General features: G+C 46.3%; 24 protein-coding genes. 2 read left to right on the forward strand and 22 right to left on the reverse strand.

What is annotated here, in order from left to right:
• The first annotated feature begins 1087 nt into the window (after positions 1-1087).
• On the forward strand, positions 1088-1726 hold the full coding sequence (locus tag SJ312_RS22150; RefSeq protein WP_053764312.1) for a hypothetical protein: 639 nt from the start codon (positions 1088-1090) through the stop codon (positions 1724-1726).
• 209 nt (positions 1727-1935) lie between these two features.
• Here the strand turns inward: SJ312_RS22150 and SJ312_RS22155 are convergent, their stop codons facing one another.
• The 11 genes from SJ312_RS22155 to SJ312_RS22205 all read right to left on the reverse strand — a co-directional run bounded on the left by SJ312_RS22155 (position 1936) and on the right by SJ312_RS22205 (position 10957).
• Entirely contained in the window at positions 1936-2421 is a 486-nt protein-coding gene (locus SJ312_RS22155) for a hypothetical protein (RefSeq protein WP_319868362.1), read from the reverse strand.
• 776 nt (positions 2422-3197) lie between these two features.
• Positions 3198-4064, reverse strand: coding sequence for a RepB family plasmid replication initiator protein (locus SJ312_RS22160; protein WP_011039606.1), 867 nt, complete (start codon positions 4062-4064; stop codon positions 3198-3200).
• A gap of 379 nt (positions 4065-4443) precedes the next feature.
• Complete coding sequence (locus tag SJ312_RS22165) at positions 4444-4722, reverse strand: hypothetical protein (RefSeq protein WP_011039893.1); 279 nt, start codon at positions 4720-4722, stop codon at positions 4444-4446.
• Positions 4723-4968: 246 nt separating this feature from the next.
• Positions 4969-5625 (reverse strand): hypothetical protein, encoded by a 657-nt coding sequence (locus tag SJ312_RS22170; protein ID WP_011039892.1) that lies wholly within the window; start codon positions 5623-5625, stop codon positions 4969-4971.
• Positions 5626-5642: 17 nt separating this feature from the next.
• On the reverse strand, positions 5643-6005 hold the full coding sequence (locus tag SJ312_RS22175; protein WP_011039891.1) for a hypothetical protein: 363 nt from the start codon (positions 6003-6005) through the stop codon (positions 5643-5645).
• A 152-nt stretch (positions 6006-6157) separates the two neighbouring features.
• Positions 6158-6415, reverse strand: a complete 258-nt coding sequence (locus tag SJ312_RS22180) for a hypothetical protein (protein WP_011039890.1) — start codon at positions 6413-6415, stop codon at positions 6158-6160.
• Between the two features lie 190 nt (positions 6416-6605).
• Positions 6606-7118, reverse strand: a complete 513-nt coding sequence (locus SJ312_RS22185) for a hypothetical protein (protein WP_168550208.1) — start codon at positions 7116-7118, stop codon at positions 6606-6608.
• A gap of 10 nt (positions 7119-7128) precedes the next feature.
• On the reverse strand, positions 7129-7779 hold the full coding sequence (locus SJ312_RS22190) for a hypothetical protein (protein ID WP_319863932.1): 651 nt from the start codon (positions 7777-7779) through the stop codon (positions 7129-7131).
• A 270-nt stretch (positions 7780-8049) separates the two neighbouring features.
• Positions 8050-9036 carry a ParB family protein gene (locus SJ312_RS22195; protein ID WP_194306206.1) on the reverse strand — a complete coding sequence of 329 codons (987 nt, stop codon included), beginning with the start codon at positions 9034-9036 and terminating at the stop codon, positions 8050-8052.
• Positions 9033-10238, reverse strand: coding sequence for an AAA family ATPase (locus SJ312_RS22200; RefSeq protein WP_011039885.1), 1206 nt, complete (start codon positions 10236-10238; stop codon positions 9033-9035). Before SJ312_RS22200 ends, SJ312_RS22195 begins: the two co-directional genes overlap by 4 nt.
• Positions 10239-10633: 395 nt before the next feature.
• Positions 10634-10957 carry a hypothetical protein gene (locus tag SJ312_RS22205; protein ID WP_011039883.1) on the reverse strand — a complete coding sequence of 108 codons (324 nt, stop codon included), beginning with the start codon at positions 10955-10957 and terminating at the stop codon, positions 10634-10636.
• Positions 10958-11480: 523 nt separating this feature from the next.
• Between SJ312_RS22205 and SJ312_RS22210 the strand changes: the two genes are divergently transcribed.
• Complete coding sequence (locus tag SJ312_RS22210; RefSeq protein WP_164565744.1) at positions 11481-11627, forward strand: hypothetical protein; 147 nt, start codon at positions 11481-11483, stop codon at positions 11625-11627.
• A gap of 62 nt (positions 11628-11689) precedes the next feature.
• Here SJ312_RS22210 and SJ312_RS22215 read toward each other — a convergent pair whose 3' ends face one another.
• The 11 genes from SJ312_RS22215 to SJ312_RS22265 form a co-directional block, all read right to left on the reverse strand.
• On the reverse strand, positions 11690-12412 hold the full coding sequence (locus SJ312_RS22215; RefSeq protein ID WP_168550205.1) for a plasmid SOS inhibition protein A: 723 nt from the start codon (positions 12410-12412) through the stop codon (positions 11690-11692).
• A complete protein-coding gene (locus SJ312_RS22220) occupies positions 12412-12927 on the reverse strand; it encodes a hypothetical protein (protein ID WP_168550204.1) in 516 nt (171 codons plus the stop codon). Before SJ312_RS22220 ends, SJ312_RS22215 begins: the two co-directional genes overlap by 1 nt.
• Entirely contained in the window at positions 12920-13195 is a 276-nt protein-coding gene (locus SJ312_RS22225; RefSeq protein WP_011039879.1) for a hypothetical protein, read from the reverse strand. The genes SJ312_RS22220 and SJ312_RS22225 overlap by 8 nt, the downstream gene beginning before the upstream one ends.
• 77 nt (positions 13196-13272) lie before the next feature.
• Complete coding sequence (locus SJ312_RS22230) at positions 13273-13698, reverse strand: hypothetical protein (protein ID WP_168550203.1); 426 nt, start codon at positions 13696-13698, stop codon at positions 13273-13275.
• Positions 13699-13795: 97 nt separating this feature from the next.
• Positions 13796-14455, reverse strand: coding sequence for a hypothetical protein (locus SJ312_RS22235; RefSeq protein WP_109910774.1), 660 nt, complete (start codon positions 14453-14455; stop codon positions 13796-13798).
• 423 nt (positions 14456-14878) lie between these two features.
• Complete coding sequence (locus SJ312_RS22240) at positions 14879-15244, reverse strand: hypothetical protein (RefSeq protein ID WP_168550202.1); 366 nt, start codon at positions 15242-15244, stop codon at positions 14879-14881.
• Between the two features lie 335 nt (positions 15245-15579).
• Complete coding sequence (locus SJ312_RS22245) at positions 15580-15957, reverse strand: hypothetical protein (protein WP_319868364.1); 378 nt, start codon at positions 15955-15957, stop codon at positions 15580-15582.
• A gap of 198 nt (positions 15958-16155) precedes the next feature.
• Positions 16156-16437 (reverse strand): hypothetical protein, encoded by a 282-nt coding sequence (locus SJ312_RS22250; RefSeq protein ID WP_168550200.1) that lies wholly within the window; start codon positions 16435-16437, stop codon positions 16156-16158.
• A 122-nt stretch (positions 16438-16559) separates the two neighbouring features.
• Entirely contained in the window at positions 16560-17303 is a 744-nt protein-coding gene (locus SJ312_RS22255) for a hypothetical protein (protein ID WP_053764323.1), read from the reverse strand.
• A 3-nt stretch (positions 17304-17306) separates the two neighbouring features.
• Positions 17307-17729 (reverse strand): hypothetical protein, encoded by a 423-nt coding sequence (locus tag SJ312_RS22260; protein WP_168550199.1) that lies wholly within the window; start codon positions 17727-17729, stop codon positions 17307-17309.
• Between the two features lie 267 nt (positions 17730-17996).
• Complete coding sequence (locus SJ312_RS22265; protein ID WP_272517235.1) at positions 17997-18170, reverse strand: hypothetical protein; 174 nt, start codon at positions 18168-18170, stop codon at positions 17997-17999.
• Positions 18171-18199 lie beyond the last annotated feature (29 nt).

Below are 18199 nucleotides of genomic sequence, written 5' to 3' on the forward strand. Positions count from 1 at the left end.
GCGGGGAAGTTTAGGCCATTGCGACCGCTGCCACCGGCTTAGCGTGCTTTATTTTCCGTTTTCTGAGACGACCCCTATTTTTATCACAGCGACATTTATGGATAAATTAAACCAACATGCAGTATAGCGATAAAAGACTAACGCGCTGAGAAACCTGTCTTTTCCTTTACCTTTTTTATGGCTGAAACTCCGCATCCCTGCACACTCTTTTATTTTCTCTTCTTATCTCTTTATTTTCTCTTCTTATCTCTGGGGGCGCTCGCCAAGAAGAATGTGCGGAGCCAAACCCGGCGTTCTTTTTTCTATCTCTCTTTTCTCTCTTTAATAAAACACCCACAGCTTAATTTCAGACCAGGGCCGAACCGGGTTTTAAATACCCGTCACCGGATGTGGGAATTGTCACCGAATCATTCTCAACCCCGATCTCAGGGGGGAAAAGTAGTACGCGGTTTTTCTCACAAAAGGGCACGGCGGTGATGTCCAGCTCCCTGCCCCGGAGCGAAGCGTAGGGGCTTACCCCCTCTCTTGCATGTTGGTTTAATTTATCAGGTTTATGCCGGAAATACACCCAGCTCCTTTCCCCTTCTTCCCTCAAATCTGCCCCCTACTGGTGGGGTTTCACCAACGTAAATCCGCCTCGTTGATTATCTCCGTCGCGCTGGCTGGATATATCCAGTCACCTGATAGTTAAAACCAGTTTGTTAATATAAAAATATCAAAGTCAGGACTCTGTTTTTACCCGAATGATTAATGCCGCGATAAGCACCAAAGCTATTATTGCTCGTCACTTCCATTCAAATTAATTACTCCACATGTTTCAGTAAATGGGAAAGGCCAGAAAACTAACCCCCTTCTCTAAACATCACATTCTTTCAGCAAAAGGGACTTAATTAATCTGGATAAGACTGACAAAAGAATTAACGGTGCGAGAAAGATAGCACCCGATTGCTCGCCGTTATCTTCAATTCAAAGAGAGAGAAATAAATAACAGATTGATTCCCGCCTCACTATTCGACCCCTTATTCCGCCATGAGACAATTTCATTATCTGAACGACACGTTAATGCAATTAAACCGGAGCTAAAACCATGTCCTTATCTGCAAAATATATTTACGCCACTGCCAAAGTTTCTATGTCTCACGTACTGGATCAGAACGCATTCTTCGACATCGCGTTTAACGAAAACACGGAGTACGTCTACTCGGGCATCAACAAAAGCATCATCGTGAATCTGGACGCTGCCGGGAAAGACTGGGAAAGCATTGAGGCCAGACTGCTTAATGACGGATGGAGCACTGAGCGTTTTCCGGGGCTGCTCGGCATCTTTCAATCGCTCGTTGCCCAGCGGATCGCCTGCGTGGAGTTCCACGAACAGCACCCTAAAATGCAGTGGCATAACTGGTTCACCCCGGAGACATTCATGGAAGTAAAACCCATCGGTTACGATAAGCCTCTCTTTGCCTATAAAGAACTGCCGGACGAACAGCAGAAGCAGGCCAACAAATTAATGGTAGTCGTTTCCCCTGAAACGCTAACCGACAAGGTTTTTGCGGTCGTAGGCAACGGTCGAGTCGTGAAGGTAGATGGCTTGTACGAGATGGTGCGGGAGCCGGATGAAATTAAACCCGACTATGACCGACTGATTTTTACCCCAACCAAAGAGCGGCTGGTGCTGAAAGTGAATAAAGATAAAGACACAGTTAACATCGCAATGATTATGAGCTGATAACCTGTCCCGGCTGTTTGTTGACCGATCACACATTTTCATTTCGATACATTCCAAATGAAAACAGAGAGCAATCAGCCCAAGTTTCCGGCACCTGCACATACCGGCTCAATTCGATAAAAATGATAACGTTGAGACAGGGACAAACTTGCTTTGTGCCTGTTGAGAGGTTGACCGAGCCGGAGAACGGCGCTGGTAAGATACCCCACCTAACTGATCCGGCTGATAGCTACGGACTGACGCAACACGGCCAGCACATCACTGACTGATATCTGCCATGCAGCTGCCTGACGTCGGATAATAAAAACGCCTAACTCAATTCGCTGATTATGACTAAGCATGTGATGAATAGTCGTTCCCCCTTCGGAGATGATCAGCATAACGCCTTTAGCATCGTTATTGTGGACTTTCAGACCCTTGTTTTTTTTCGTACCGTGATAGCTCACATCAAGCGTTTTTCGCAGGCCAAAAAGCAACTCGCATAGCCCGGTCAGTTCGTCCTTCGAGAGCTGGAGATAGATTTTGTTTGCCCAGTCTGCCGAGCTGTCGATTATTTTTGCCATCTCAACATTCACGGTCAGTTCACTGGTTTTTTCTTTTTTAGTGTACTGCACACTGAGGGCTGTACATTTGCTTGCGTCACGCTGATTATCCCCATAAAACTTAATGGCTTCTTCGAATTTATTTTCGCCCATTTTCTTTACTCCTTTACCGTTTTGTGTCTATTTTCCCACACAGAAATGACATACCGAACGCCTTTGCCGAGTGTTCTAAGCTAAATTCATGAATAATATGGGATTGCCTATTTTTTTTCGGGGCTATCTTTTGCTGGTGGATTGCGGATCAAAAGGTGTCTGCTGAGGGGAAGGTATGTCATTCATTACTCCCACGGAACAGTAGAAGAGGATTTATCCTTCATTTTTCGCCGTAAAAGGTGTCCGCTGAGGGGAATCTCGTCGGAAATACCCCGATTTTGTCCTCTTTTTTTCTGTTTGAGCATTATTTAATCGAATCTTCCCCCCAGCACACACCTCAAATTTAGTTAGTCATTGATTTATATAGACTTTACTAAACAACAATATTTGAGGCAAGTCCGGCGAGCAGGACGAAAACCCCCCCTGACACACACCATTCACGATCCGGGTAATGCACAGCGCACAGAAATGTTTAAAAAAGAAGCAAATTAGGAGGGGGATTTATCAGGAATTCCCGTCAAACCCCTTGGCACACACCGAACGAAAGCCAATTCCTTCCCCCTGACACACACTTTACCGGTGATAATTACGCCCCGTGATACTCACTCGGAGGGAAAACCACCAATTTTCCCCCTGACGCACACCTTGCCAGTAGCATTCCCCCCTGACACACACCTTGCCAGAGAGGCGATCAGTTCTCCCTGACACACACCTTTGCAATGACTGTTAACCCCCCTGACACACACTTTTCATTGACAGCCAAACCACAGGCACACTTATTCGTTGATTACACTTAGCTTTGGACTTCGCTTGTGAATGATGAGGTAATTCTCTTGTCCTTTTTTCACCATAGAAGCGTCCAAATAGCCGATATCTATCAGCTTAGTAATCGCTTTTTTGATGATTCGATTCTGTTCTTTAACCTGACTGATCAGAGACAACCTTTCACGTAGGCGTTCAAAAGAGATAGGAGCCGGGTTACTTGGAAGGCTTGCAAGGAAGGTATACAGGGCTTGTGCAACTTCTAGACGTGGAAGGGCTTTTATTGCATGTAGTTGAAGAACAACACGATAATCAAAGTAGTATAACTCCCATAATCGCTCGTCTGCTTCCAGTTCCACAACGTCTGTATCGGCATTGAAATAGGCTATCTTTATGAGGCCGGTATGATATGCAGATTGTGAATCTTTGCCTCGCTTAAATGAGATCGATTTCCCCCTGATTTTACGAAGCGATTCATCTATATGCGCTCTCAGTTTCTTGTCCAGTTTTTTACCGGGGAAACCACAATCTTTTGCGAACTCAGAAAACTTTAGTTTGATGCGGTTTGACGAAATCCCGTACTTGCTGAACGCTTTGACTATGCCGATCCACACCTTGAAATCAGTATCCATATCAAGACGTTCACCAGTGATTTTTATGTCAGTAAACCCCTCAAGTCTTGCAAATTCAAAGGTAGAACTTAATTCACTGACATCAATCATCGGGCTGTAGTCAGATGACCTTGATGGTTTAGGCACAAAAAGGCCAAGGCGCATAAAGGCCACTGGTTGAATTGTATTCAGTTCATTAACTGTTAATGGTTTTTGTTTTTCTTCCGTGTTACCAAATAACACATCAGATATAACTAGTTGAGTTTCCATAATAAAATAATTCCCCCCCACGTAAATGCTACGATTGTGGAAAAGTATCATATTTTCCCCGTGACGCCCACCTTTTTTCCCCTCAGCACACACCCAAATCCCCGTAACACACACTTTCTTCCCCTCAGCACACACCTTTTTCCCCTCAGCACACACCGAAAAACGTTGTAAGCCTTGTGGCAGTAAGGCTACAGACCACGGGGATCTTTTTGGTTTTATCTGGATCTCTCTATGGATCTATTATTGGATCTACACGGTGGATATGTGGATAACTTTAAATGATGGTAATGTGGAGGAATATCTGACGCGCTACGCTTGTCCAACCGCTGCCGGGCAATGAAAGGTAAACCCATTCATTACCCGACAACGGTTCCCGGAACTACCCCAAAGCCATCGGTTCTAACCGTAAGTATACAGTTTCATAGATAAATTTAAGAAGTCCGTTGAAGTATACGCGTTGATGCTTATCTGCTGCCCCTGTAGCCTGATCGATTAATACCTCCAGACCGTTCTTAGGCTGATTAAGTGAGACATTATTTAGTAGATTATATTGCTCAACGAATCCATCTGTACCAATAGCCTCTATCACTATCAATCTGAAAGCAGGATCTCTCAACAGAGCCAGTTCATGAGGTGTATAGATTTTGATGATTTTCATCTGAGTTTGTTCCCTTTCTGGTAAGACAGGTTTATCGAACCGCATCAGAATACATCTGATAAGCTTTGTCTTCTGGTAGTTCAGCCAGAAAAACAAGGATACCTCCGTTTTTCTTCCAAATATTTTTATAAATATTTGATTTATCGGCTATAGAATTTAAGTCTTTAACGTTAATGTGAATAGCGAGGCAGGAGATGAGAGGCTATAGCGCGATCCTTCGGTAAACGCTCTGTTTGCCTGTCATGGTTATTTCAAAACGCTACTCAGGAAATGAATAGCCGGACGGTACACAGGGAATGACATAGCCCACAAGGCCGCGCACATACAGAAGAACGAGACGAAATACGATATCTTTGTCCAGTAGGTGAAAACCACCAGCGCCTGACGCCCTCTGCCCTTTACAACGAATCGCAGCAGGCTAACAGCGGTTGTGACAATGAGAAAAATAACTTCCGGCAGAGAGAACAGCGTCAGACCCAGCAACAACATGTCGCTTTTCGTATCATAAAAAAGCAATTTTGCCATTTTAGGGTCAACATCTACCAGTTTCCCATAAACAGGTTCATTAGCCACAGAAGCCTCTGTATCGCTCTGTATGAGGCGCTTTAGATCTTCCCTACCCATACCTGCTAAATCAGCTGTCATGTACTCTATGTAGCGCATATGCGCCTTATCGTTCGTTCCGGGCACGTTAACCAGTAATGCCGTGGTATCCGGCTTTTCCCTGTCCCGTATCACAGATACCCAGTTGGTATTGTAAGGGGCGACCCGAGAGGCCATGAGGTAGACACGTAAATCATCACTACGAGTGACGGCCTGACTACCTATAACTGCGATGAACACCATGACTATCAGTGTTAGCCAGTAGCTCCAGAAAAACCATTTAGATAATCTTGATGCCATTCCATTCCCCGACAGTTTTAGCGGTGTGCGTACTGGTTGTTCACCCTCTTTTTGTTGGTGCTTTTAGCGAGTTTCTTCCTGTATTTCACATGAGAATTTCGGGATATGCAGGTGATCAGCGTTGATTGACATACAACAAATATAAACCAATTAGTGAAGAAATATTTTCTCTCTTCTTTGCACTCATAATACATTGACGTGACTCGCATAAACTCAGTGAGGATAATATCCACCCCCCTCACCTCTTCGGTGAAGAGCTGCGCCTTTGATAATTCTTCCAGTAATCCATAGGTGCCACGGAAACCACGCTCTTTCCATCGCTCCTGAGCGTGCCGGGTAATGACGAGTGTATTGACATCGAGAAAGCTATTTTCGTGCATGAATGAACCCTCTTAACGTGTAGTAATGATTAAAAGGCTAACACCGCACGGAAAGGGGTCGAATAGGATATCGGTTAAAAAATATACAGTTAAGAGTTAAAGAAAAACCGCCGATTAAGCGGTCTTGTTTGGGTATCTTTAGGATAGGGAGTCTATGCCTTTTTTCGTTCTTCAATAACGAATTCAGCGGCACATACCAGCGTTTCATGAGTGATACCATAGTTAGCATCATGTGAGCTGATCGCATGTTTCAGGGCATCACGAGCAATTTCATCACTAATCTCTTCATTGTTAAAATCTTGTACAGCAGCTTTGACATCATCGGAATGCCAGATAATTGTACCAATCTGTTCATCTTGATTTTTGTATTGAGAAAGATGAGCGATGATTTCTTTAACTGTACCGTACATAGTGATCTCCTGATTTTTCATTTAGGACAGCGGTTGCGTTTAGCTCTGGCTGTCATTGATTGTTTGTATCAGTCTTGCTGATGTAGTTATTTTCCCACGGAGGTAAGGGCGGTCGAATAGTCAAAAGCAAAATAGTTTTATAAAAAAACCCGCATTGGGCGGGCTTATTTTTGGTGCTGTAGGAATGTAGTCAGAAGGTTTTCATGACAGACCCACAGCACGGGCATATCTTGCTTTGTCCTTCCTCAGTTAATACCCTTAAAAGTATTTTTCTCAAAATCCCCCACAGGCACAGACGAACGAGAGTAATGGAGATTGCAAAGCATCCGCCGTACCCTACCGCCGCGTTAGTGATAACAGAGTAGTATTCCTCCCCTATTACCTCTTTTGCCAGTGGCTCCGCTTTCAGGGCGTTAACAGTAACCATGTAAAAAAAGCGCAGGTGTTCGGCAAGGTACACAGCAGTAACAAAAATGATAATTGTTACCGTGGCCTGAACGAGCACGAGCCGGTTAATGCCGTGGCGAAGTTCCATTATCAGCGCCAGCATGAGCGATCCAGAAAAGGCCAACTCAAGCGGAAAGGGCTTTTGCAATCCTGAAAGGTAGATGGTCAGCTCATGGAAGAAAAGGGCGCAGCCTCCCGCGCTTAACCCCACCAGCAGAAAACCACGCCAATATGCTTTAAATGAAAAATTCTTCATAGGCTCAGGCTCAATTGCTGAGAGAGTTAATCGTTACTTCGGGTTCATCGCCCAGTTCAATCATATTACCGAAGCCGTTCAGCAGGAGAGGTCTGCCGTTCTGCATGGTGGCATGGGTTCGCCACCCTTCCCCGCCGTTCTCCCCCCAGCGGGCTAACCCCTCCGCGTCCATCTCTTGCTCACTGGCAAAGAAGGTTGCGCCGGGCAGCTTTTCAGCTGACAGATTAATGGTTGGATCAGCCAGCACACAGATACCGTTTTGCGTCATGAAGTACATGAGGCGTTCTGCCTTTTGCTCACAGCTGATAACAAAGCCGTTAGGCATGAGACGCGTTGTTTTGCTCGTGACGCAGATCAGATTATCCACCTTCTCACACCCTGCCATTAGCAGTATTTTCACATCAGCGGAAACATACACCTCGAGCAGCGCAGACAGTACATCTGCTTGCTCAGGGATGTTGGCAGTAAGTGTTTTGGTTTTCCCGGCCACATCGGTATCGACAGAGGAATGGGTCATAATCTCTCTCAGTACCACGCTGCCCGGCGATTCTGGGTCAATCCATGAATCGGACGGGTTAGGCCGTGACAGAGCGCTTATCCATGCTGAGGGAGCGTTACCGTCAAAAGTGAAGGTGAGGGTTGCCGTGCTATTAGAAGACATAGTGATTTCCTCCAGTGTGGATGCTGCGAGCTATTACGATTAGCCTCGATATGATTACAAGGTGTTATGCGATAAAAATTATCCCATGAGCACCATAGGGGTCGAAGATTTTGAGAGATGAAATTCGAAAGAGATTTACAGGATTTCAAGATGAAATCTAGCCTTGTTAATCACTAAAATCAGCAACTTAAACGAAAAGTCATTACAGGATAATTAGAGATAAAAAAACCCGGATTAACCGGGTTTAGAAGGTTTCCAAAATCAGACAGGTTAACTATCTTCTTCGATGACAGACCGGATAAACGCGTCAATTTTTTCATGGGCTTCTTTGCTGATGCGACTGAACTCATACGTAAACTTTCGCGCTCTGGTATCTGATTTTTTCCGCGCGTATCTACGCTTATCGTCATACTCTTTTAGCGTTTCAAAAACAGGTTTTTCTATTACCGGCTTGTTTTCCAGCGTTGAGAAATTGCTTTCAAAAAGCTTCATAACGCGTTCTTTGTAAAGGTCAGGTTGCAGGGACTCTTTTTCTAATTCTTTTGCTGCAAGAACGACATTCGCTACGAGGGTATCTATATCAATCTTTTTTTTCTCTGCCTGAATAGAAATATTCAGAAGAATTTTATAATCAGCGAATACCAGCAACGACTGAATAGGGAAAACAGAAACCATCTTTTCGGGAACTGTTGCAGCCTGAATGGCACGGGAAACGGCAGCGGTAGACATGTTTTGCCGTTCCGCAATATCCTTCTGCGTTATACCCTGATCACGCATAGCGATGAGAGTCATCCCTACTTCACGGATGTTATGCTCTTTCGCTGTCTGTATCTCAGCTGCGAGCTGGCGGGCTTCTTCGGCGGTCATCTCACTTTTAGTGTACATAACCCGGAGGCCAACACCACAAAGTAATGCAGCTGCACGACGGCGTGACCCATCAAGGATTTCAATCCGCCCTTCCACCAGCCGACCAATGGCAGGAAAGAACTGTTGGTTTTGCAGTGTACTGGTGATGTCTGCAAGGGATTCCTGTGTCAGAGCGTTTTGGTCACGCCCGTTAATTTTGGGGTCAACGTAGGTGCGAGTTTCAACCTGCTCGGCTGTGATAGTCTCAGTTTGAAACATAACCTTTCTGCCTGATTTCAGGACAAAGCGGAGACTCTCGCCAGAGGCAGCGGATAATGGAACGTTAATCCCGGAAAGAGGTGATTCGCTAAATGTTCTTCCGAGAACTTCTCTTGGTTTTTTCTGGGTCATGCGGCACCCCTCAATAGCTCAATACGGTCAAACACGGCACGGGAAAAGTCCTCAGCTGCAACACGGGCGGCTCTTAGTGCATCCTGACTGCCTGCATACGTTTGAGGGTTCGCGCTGATTACGGTGTCAAATGATTCTCCGCAGCGTTCAAACCCCTCCAGACGAGGGAGTGTGGCATCGAGCATATCCGCGCCAAAAACATCTCTCGCAAAACTATGTGTCTTTTTGTGGTCATCTTTATTTGAGACTTTCGACATATAGCCGACATTGGCGATAATTTTGCTTGGTAAGCCGGAGTCCTCCAGCATCTGAATCAGCTCAGGCAGTCGAGTGAGGTATTTCAGTGTTGAGTGGAAATCCACTTGCGGAGGCGGTACAGGGGTCATCAGCATGTGACTTGCCGCTAAAGTATTAATCAGGAACGGATCTAAATGAGGGCCGGTATCCACAAAAATGAAATCGTAGTCGTCGCTGATTTTGTCGATGATATTCTCATTTAGAACGTTGTGCTCGTTCATGCCCGGAAGGTACTGGCTGCATAGAGATGACCAACGAGAGGCGATAAACGCATCTTCTATTGATGCAGGGATGATATCAACGCCCGGCACGATAGAAGGCTTAACGAACTCATTCAGAATTTCTTCACGGGTCAGGTCTTTATTGAGCATGGCCTGAGCACTGGAATTATCGACAGTACCGATACTATGGTGATGGTTCAGGAACATGGTTGAGGACGATTGAGGGTCGAGGTCAATAACAAGGATGCGCAAGTTTTCATGCAGCAAGGTGGGATGGGTACGCATACCATGCGCCATCGTCACGGTGGATACGGTTTTTGAAACCCCGCCTTTAAGGTTAACAACAAAAATAACGAACGCTTTTCCGCGCTTTTCCCGGTAGGTTTTTATACCCCGGTGCGCATAGATATCGCTGATGTTCTGAATGGTCATAGCATACTGAGTGGCAACGCCCCCATGACGTTTTCCGAACTGATAACCGTTTGCCTCCATTTCCTCAACGGCATTATCTACAGCTCGTTTGGTCAGGTGCGGCATTTTTACGACGGCGGCTTTTGAATACGTTTTATAGAACTCCGTCTGGTCAAGCTCATCCCTTTTAGATTGGATCTGGTCGGTGAGCCAGTTAAGCATGATGCTGGCACGCTTACCCGTGTCCAACAATCTGTCAAAATTATCTGACATATGAACCCCTTTGATGTGTTGTTTTTTTAGGATTATATCAGAAATATCGACACGTTCTAGTTTTTGCAAAACCACAAACAACATCATACGCAGGAAAAACTGTCATTCAGATGTTATACAACCATCATTAGAGGCTTATATAACATCTATTTGAGTGTCATTTGAATGTCATTTGAGTGTCATTAAAGGGTGATATGAGCTTTGTTTGACTGTCATTCGGATGTCAATTAGACGTCATTCAGACGCAAAATCGAACATCCGTTAAATGCCATTGATAAGCAAACTACGCGTAATGGTATGATTTTGTTTGCTATTTGTTGTGATATGTTCTTTCTGTGTGCTGCTACTTCTATCCCTTGCCTTTCTGGTAAAACTGATATTTTAAGGCGTAGCATTCACGCCTGAAAGAATGCTTTCTTTAAGAACAGGTAAAAACGTCCACCAGCATCAAACATGCACAGATTTTCTTCAATGAATTTTTCAACTTTTTCCGTTGGTGCGGTCTGATAATGACGGATCAGACGCAGCTTATTTGAGAGCGCACGTATGCGGTTTGGGTTATGGCTGATGCGAGAATGAATACTGCTGGTTGCAGCACAGGACACCGCGAGAGCCAATTCGGTCTTATAGGCAGCTGCTTCACAGGCGACAACCTGAGTACGGGCAGTAGCCTTTGCTGAGGGGCTGAGGTCTTGATAGTAATTAAGTGTATCAATCATTATTTATTTTTCCTTAACCAGAAACCATGTTGTGACAATCCACTCGGGGATTGCATTTTTTCTTGGATTGATTTTATCACTGGCAAAGAGATGCCGAAGCGAACAGGGGGATAGAGTGCTTAACAGAGATGGCTGTATGCGTTGTGATGTGACCGGGGATATGTTCAGGCACAAAAAAACCCGATACGGGATCGGGTTAATTTGTCTCTAAATGAGAGGGATAAAATTATTTCATCTGCAATGTACTGGTGAGGTAATTGCTGATGTTTACTACGTACTGTCAGTACCTGCCAACTGATTAAAGATTACCCCTTTATCGTTATTTATGTCAACCGAAATACTTCGAGGGGGGGGACGGCTAACGTATAATATTCTCAGTAGGCAGATTGTGTATCTGCGGTATTTCTCTGGTTTGATGGGTTACGACACAGGTTTCCATCCCGATCAGAAACAGGTGGTGCTGTCTGATTTGCTTCAACCTGAGAGTGCTGTCAGTTCCTGCCAACTACAGGTGCGCGGGGTGATGGGAAACCCAAAAGCAATCGCTCCGATGGCACACTCTCCATCAAAGGAGAGAACGAGTGGTAACTCTGGCAACTATCCTGCTGGTTTTGCAGATTGTGCATATCAGCTTGCAGATTATCGTTGTGATCAAGCAACTGACCCGTAGCCGGTAGTGATGGTGAAGGGAACTTGAAACAAGGCAGAGGCTGACCCCCTCTGCCTTTTTCGTTATGCCGGTAGTGCCAGAGGAAGGGCTGAGCGACACAGGCACAGGTCGCGCTCGCTAGATGTGCTTATCACGTAATCCAGTTCATTAAGCAGGTCATACAGGGTATCGCACCAGCGCCAGTCTGTACGGGCAGAAGCAATCCAGAATGCACCCCACCAGCGAACCAGCATATTTCTAAGTTCCCAGTCACTGACACCAGCCATTTCTAATTCGTCTCGCCAGTGAGCCAGCCACGCCTTATGTTCCCCCGGCAGGCAAAATTGCAAACCTACCCATGCCGCACTTTGGGCATTTTCAGACGCAGACATTTCTTCGCGTTTTTGTTTTTGCTCGCGGCGGGCACTTCGGGCAGTGGCGATTTTCTCCCGATGACTTATTCGCTGATGCTCACCAGACTGGACAGCCGGGAACATAGCAGTGATAACCGCTTTTGACAGGGGGATGATCCACGTTTTCCCCCTGCTTTCTATTATCGTGTCGATAGCCCGTATGTAGTCGGTCTTTGTGGCTTCTCCCCGGTAGCTGGGGTTATATGCCGGGTCAACCTGTCGCACATGAGCGGACGTGATCCCCGCCTTCCCCGTGAACTCACGGAAAAAGGCTTTTGCATAGGGATATTCGCCTAGTGAACGCCCGGCTTCTGTCCGGGCTTCAATGGAGGCAATGGCAGACATGGCGCACTGCTGGAGTCGGTTTAGAGGTACAAGCGCGGTGGAAGCCATTACGACACCACTGATTCATTTTTGCGGTTAGCAGTGGCAGATTCCCCGCGCCCTGCTCTGCCGGGCGGAACGTCTGTGGCAAGATGCCCGTGACCTGAGCGCGAAAGCAGTTCCAGAAAGTCAGTGTCAAACGTCGTGTCTACTCGGATATTTGTTAAAAACTCCAGACGGAAAGTTTCGTTCTTATAATCGCCCGCACATAAAAACCCGCCTTCCTGCATCAAGAATCTTGTCTGGCAATTCAGGTCTTGCTGTCCCTCAATGAACAAGGACAGATCCGAAGGGATGTAGACAGGAAGCCCGAGCCACTCAGAAACAAAGCAGCGCCCTTTCAGCCCATAGGTATTGTGTGGTCTGTAGAAGAACGGGAATAGCTTTTGTACTAACGCGCCGGTACGCGGGTCGTTAAATGTCAGGAACACACCAAAAGGCCCGGATTTAAGTACCTCGATAGCCTCCAGCATTGTCAGGGATACAACGTGCTGAGGATAATTCAGGCGGATGGTGTTAGTCATTGCTGATGTGCTCCTGAGTGGTGTAACTCTTTTTTTCGCCGGGGATTGTATCGAGCTTGTTTAGCTCTGCATCGTAGATAATCGCATCACCGGTCGCTGATTCGTGACTACTGATAAGGCTGTAGCCGACCGTCTGTAACTCTTCGTACCGATAGTCAGCTATATGCTGAGAGTAGGCTGTTCCCCACGAACTATTGTTGCGCTCTTCAAAGCGTGAGGCGCGGTAGTGCTGTTTTAGAAATTCGTAATGCTGTTCTGGCGTAACCATCATTCCCCCCGGAGATGTCTGTTTTATCTGAGATGAATTATCTCACGGGGGTAAAGGGGGTCGAATAGAGAAGGGGGTTAAAAAACCATGACAGGCAAATCTGGATCAGCGACAAACATCTCAACGACGAGTTTCATTGCATCCTCACGCACAGGACACCACGGCGTATCTGTCGGGGTAATGTAGTATTCAGGCTTACCATCATCTGACCACAGGATGTGCTCGATATGCGCCGTCGTGTAATGATTCTGGTATGTGCCGAAGCAATGGACGTGATCCCCAACTTTAAATTTTGTTTCTGTCCCTGCTGGTGGGAATTGAGCAAGCACAAGATTATTGGCGGGATACCACTCATCATCACAGTCAGCCCGCGTCACCCGGTACATATCAAGCCCATTTTCCTGAACTATCTCTACAACTGTTTTCAGGCCATAGCAACGGCCAACATAACGCTCTCTCAGGTAACAAAAGACCAGACTGCCTATCTCTATTTTCTCGTTCATTCACCCTTCCTTCTCTGCTTGTTCTGTTACAACAGATTATCTCATCCGAAGTAAGGGGGTCGAACAGGTGAAGGGGTCATAAACAGAAAGTTAAAGTTCAGTCTTCAAAGCGACGAACGTATTCAGGACAATCCCAGTGAGCGCATCCGTCGAAATCATAGGGATTTAATTGCCAGTGGATTTTGCCACATCCCGGACAGTTCCATCGAACCTTACCCGTGAAATTCGCTTTGCGGCGATTCTCACGCTTTAACCACCCCGGCATAACCAACCCTTTAGACTGAATCATCGTCCGGCGGTTAAGGGCATCCACCGCAAACGTCCGGCGCTTAACGACATCTGCAACGGTAAAGGGTAGCCAGATAGTATCATCGCGGCTCAGGTCAGGCTTACTGTAGATTTTGGCGCGTTCAAAGTCTGTTACTGGGGCACCATCAGCACACAACCAGTACAGGTCATTACCATCCCAGCGGGATTTTTTAAAGCCAACATATTGCTCGCATCCTTCCACCAGCATTGTTTCAGCCGGGACGTTCTGGCAATCAACGTGATAAACAGAAAGGGCGCTTATACAGTGCAGGGATACGGGTAAATCAAACGAGCGGGCATGATCCCAATACTTCTGCGCCTCTTCCTTCGTGAACGTGTGCGCTTTATCAATATTAGTTGTGTAACCTGCGCCATCAACACAATGAAACGACATATTGCTGCCCACGGTGTCTCGCAGCGAAGCCATTAAAAACGTATGGTTGCCCATTTCCCCATCCTTACATTTGTTCTGAATTTGAGTCATTGATTATGGCATCCGTTGATAACGGGTCGAAGACGCTAAACGATAAAAGACTCATCGCAATGATTCTTGGAACCCTAAAGGGGTGGCGGTCGCGTCAACCTTTTCCCCGAAAATTAAACCCCCCGACCGGGAAACATCCGACCTCGCCACTTGGCGCAGGTCAAAAGAAAAATAAAAGGGTAATGTTTTTGTTCCCATTACCCTGAACGATCAGCGTCGTGGACGCGTGTCGTTGTCCCATGCCGAAGGTTATCACCTCGGCTATGAGAACATCGTTATCACGACATTGCTACGCACTTTCGGAATGACACAATCTCGCTTTTAAAAGGCAAAAAAAAACAGAACGCTTTGCCCTGTTTTTGCATTTATTTCTGACGGGTGTTTTTCTTAGTAACGACGGCGATTAACCCATGCAATGATGAAACCACTCAGGATTATCACGAGAAAGATAAGGAATTGATAACTTCCCTCCCCATACCAAGGACGTTCAGAGAACATACTCATTTGACGCGCAGCCCCGACAACAGAGCCGAACTGTTCTTTGTCAGCCGCATAGTTGAGAAGGGGAAGTAACCCAATATAGGCTAACGCTGCTGTTACTGTGTTAACGACTGCTGGAGATAAAAAATCATTTAAAAATGAGTGTCTGCTCATGTGATAGTAGACGAACAGAGCAATAGCAGCCCCCCAGATAACAATCGAGAAGATTGTTGCGGTGTAAAATTTCATATTATCAATAAGGTTGTCGAACATGTGTTTTCCTTCTCCAATTTTAAAACCAAGTAAATGTCAGTCGTTTTCTGCTGCTTTTGCTATGCAGGATTCATGTGCATAAACCCCGCCGTAGGTATGCTCAATGTAGACAGTACCATTGGCGCGTACCATTTCCCTCCCTACGCGGGAATGAAAAGCTTCCGTCATATGCTGATCGCAAATCTCACAGTTACCGAGATGAGCGCTGCTTAGCCGGGTAGTTCTGGTGATACGAACGAGTTTCCCGGTATGGCGCGGCACCATCCGGCGCACAGAGGGCAGGGTAGAGGTATTATCGGTCGAGATTATTGGGGCGTTAGGCGTTGTCATTACTCTTATCCTTCTTTTGCTTCTTCTGCTGCGATCTCATCATCAATTTTCATGAGTATTCTGGCGAACTCCCTTTCAAGCTCACGGCGCAATGCACCCAGAGCACGCTTACGGCTGGAGTATAGAGAGATACCATCACGAGACACGCCACCAAACGTGTTCGCTGGTGGTGGGGCTTTGCCCTCGCCATGCTTTGACCGGGTAGACCATGCTGTTTTAATCGAAATCATGCTTTCAGTAAAAGATGGTTTTCTGTAATCGTACCCAGTTATCAACTCGCTTCCCGGTGCCAGATCCTTAGAAGTAGGATGGTCAGTGAAGCGCAGGGCGCGATAGCTCCGGGCTTCTTCAAACGCTTCTTTCTCTCTCTTATTCATTGCCATGACAGGCTTCCCCCCATCGTCTGTAAAGTACAGAAAGGCTAACATGTCAACGAAGGGGGCCGAAGCGTTTCAGAGGGAATAACAGGTGAAATTTACAGGATTTCACGATGAAATCCGATAGATTAACTACTTTAAATCAGTTAGTTACGGTTGTTTTCATTACAGGATAAATCATCGCGTCAATTACGGCATAGTCAGTCATGGCTGATCCTTCATTTCATCCGGGTCTTCAATAGCAGCAAGTTGTTGCGGTGTTCTGTAGTCGCCACTCCATCCTATCCAGACAGATGGATCCCCTTCATTGGTCAACTCTTTGTTTCCATCTAAGCTGTCAGGAGAACGACGCTGTACAGTTTTACATGCTTTCACCAGATCAGCTTCTGCAACGTATGCCGAACATATGGTTTCATACCCGGCGATAACAACCTCTGAATCCTGATCATAATCTTGCAATAACTTAATAAGTTCTTTTACTTTCATTGCCTTAACCTTTCTCGATTTTCTGTTAGACGTAGTTATCATAATAACTCTACGTTCGTCAGGACAAAATCGCCTCCGTTGCTTTTTATAAACTCTCTAAAAAACGAATATTTTTGTCCAAGTTAGTTATTGATGTACCGGTTAAGATCGGCGCGGGTAATGCTGTAGATATACTGCCATCCCTCGCCGTGGGCTGTAGCATAGTCCAACTCAGGCAATACGGCATACCTTGAGTTGAATTGCAGGAAGTGCGCCAGCTCATGAGCCACCAGCGCTTTGACATGATTCAGGCGGTTCAGCGAAAAGAAACAGCCTATTAAGGGGGATTGGCGGACGTGCTGGTACTCCCAGAAGGTGTATCCGAAGTAGTTGGACTCAGGGCGATACAGATACCCCGGCGAAATAGTTATCCGGTTACGACTCCCCCATGAAGTTTTTGTGTGCCAGCGCGTCCTGATTTTCGGGGCCGGGCCAGTGTACTGATGACTCTTGCGAAATCGCGACAGCAGGTGCCCGGCGTAAAACTCCACCAGCGACTCTACATGCTCAATTCTCTTTTGCCCGAAGTTCGCTATTACTGCGTCCCGCGCCTCTCTCGCACCATTGCTTTTCACTGGTACAGCTGGTGGCATTTTGAGGTCGGTAACATCGAAGTGAAACTCATCTTCAAAGTCGCCTTCCGGGGTATCAAGGTGAACGATCACCTCGTTAAGCGGCCCATAGCGCTCAAGCAGGGCAGGGATGCTCTTCACCTCCCGGCTATCAAGCAAATCATCCGCGCCGGGCACATCGAGCCAGAGGAAGCTGCCTTTCGGGATTGTTCTGTACTGCCTGATGTTGCTGGCAATAGCCTGATGGATACTCATGAATTAGTTCTCCGGTGTTGCTGACAGACTATCAGCAGGCCAGCATTTATCAATGCGCTCATGCAGGCAGATAAACACACTGTTATCAGCCATTAGCACAAAATCCAATTCGTTAGCAGTATCCTCTTTAGTCAAAACACGTTTGAGAAACATTGGTTCGCCATTGAACATGACTAACGTCCGAGTCGGCATATCGATCTGCTTTTCATAACCGACAATAGCGACCTGACTCGTCTGAGGAATACGTGCAACTTCCTCCCGAATACCTTGCGGCTGATAATCTTCATTATCCGTTAACGACAGGATATTGAAGTAATCAGGATCGCTTGCCAACTTATCGTTTGTGGTACTCAGAAAGATGAATGCAGTTGCAATGAGCATGACAACACTGAGAACAAATGACCATTCCTTGATATGTTTTTTCATGCTTAATCCCTTATCTGCATTGTTTTTGCCGCTGATTCCCCGGCATCAGTTAGTTTAACTGGGTAAAAGGTGGTTCGGCTTTTCTCCCCCTCGCAGGCGTATGCCACCAGCCCGAGACGCAAAAGCACAGGGATAGACGGCGCGGAGATGTCATTTGTTCCGAACCGGGTTCTGATACATGGCCTACACTCTAAAGCCTTCTTACCGTCACCCCTTAGCTTGTACGACGCCCCACTGGATAGACGACGCAGCGTGTAAATTTGCGCGTTACTCAGCTGTTTCACGGATAAGCCTCTGGATTTCTTTTTTAGCCAGCTGACGAGCACGATGCTTGTCTGCCCGCATGACATCACCGTAGGCATTGCCTTTTCGGTATCCGCGACGACGGCACTTATGACAGGTACAGCCATTAACAGAATAGGATTGACCAAATGGTTTCATGTTTACCCCCCGATTAACATGACAGGCTG

Origin of the sequence: Providencia sp. CIM-Carb-044 (assembly GCF_033901115.1) — a bacterium.
Lineage (GTDB): Bacteria > Pseudomonadota > Gammaproteobacteria > Enterobacterales > Enterobacteriaceae > Providencia > Providencia hangzhouensis.